Genomic DNA, 1266 nt, shown 5'->3' on the forward strand with positions numbered 1-1266 from the left:
GCGCCGTCCCGCCACGCTGCCTCCGTGGATGCCGCCGTTGCGGCGAGCCCGTGCAGGCAGGCGGCCATGGCAGTCACCACCGCCCCGTGCTCGGCCGCGGCGAAACCGGCCGCCTCCAGGTCTTCGGTCCGGACGGTCGCCGCGAGCGCGCCGAGGATCCCGGCCAGGGTGTCGCCCGAACCGGCCGTGGCCAGCCATACCGGCCCGTCGTCCTGGCTGAACAGGGCGCCGTCCGGTGCGGCGATCACCGTTACGGAGCCCTTGAGCAGCACGGTGGCCCCGGTGAGCCCGGCGGCCAGCGCGGCGTACTCCGCGGAGGCCGCTTCGATGTGCTCGCGGTCGGTCTCCACCCCTTGGGCTGAGAGGATGCGCACCAGTTCACCGGCGTGCGGCGTCAGGACCACCCGGGGTCCCGGCTCCGCGGGCAGCACGTCGAAGGCACCGGCGTCGGCAATCACCGGCAGCCCGGACGCCAGGGCGTCCCTGGTGCGCTGGCGCTGCTCCGCGTCACCGTCGGTTCCCGGCCCCACCAGCCACGCCTGGACGCGGGAGGCGGCGACGGACTCCTGCGAGCAGACCGCTTCGGGGGTCAGCACGTTGACCTGGCGGCACACCTCGGCCGGGCCGAGGTAGCGGATCATGCCCACACCGGTGGCGGCGGCCGCCTGGGTCGCGAGCAGGGCGGCCCCGGGATAGGACGCAGAGCCGGCGGCGACGCCGAGCACCCCGCGGGTGTACTTGTGGTCGGTTCGGCGGGGCACGGGCCACAACCGGGCCAGGTCCTGTACCTGGAGCCGCCGCAGCCGCGGCGCCGGAAGGAGGTCCCCGATGCCGATGTCCACCGTTTCGACCCGGCCGGCGAGCGCAGCCGCGGGATCCAGCATCAGGCCGGTCTTGGCTCCGCCGAAGGTGACCGTGAGGTCCGCCGGCAGCACGGGGCGGTTCACCTCGCCGGTTTCGGCGTCGACGCCGCTGGGCAGGTCGCACGCCACGACCCGCGGGCGGCGGCGGCCCGGACCGGGCTCCGGCCCCGGCCCCGGCTCCGGTTCGAGGACCGCCTGGACCAGCTCCCGGGCCGGTCCCCGCAGCGCCCCGGACGCGCCGGTGCCCAAGATCCCGTCGACCAGCACGTCGGCGGCACAACAGGTCGCGGCCGCCTCGCGGATGGCCCGCGCGGCCTCCCCTAGCTGCGGAGCCGTGGGTACCTCCCGGGCCCGGCGGGCCCTGTCCTCGCCGACTCCCTCCGCCGCCAGCCGCAGCACCGAT

The 1266-nt window shown here is 76.3% G+C and carries 1 protein-coding gene; it reads right to left on the reverse strand.

All coding sequences use genetic code 11. From position 1 onward, the window contains the following. Nucleotides 1–1266: bifunctional ADP-dependent NAD(P)H-hydrate dehydratase/NAD(P)H-hydrate epimerase (locus AC5RV2_RS18110; RefSeq protein ID WP_494093477.1), on the reverse strand; the 1266-nt coding region annotated here is incomplete at both ends.

This window comes from Arthrobacter sp. Y3225116, assembly GCF_059091245.1.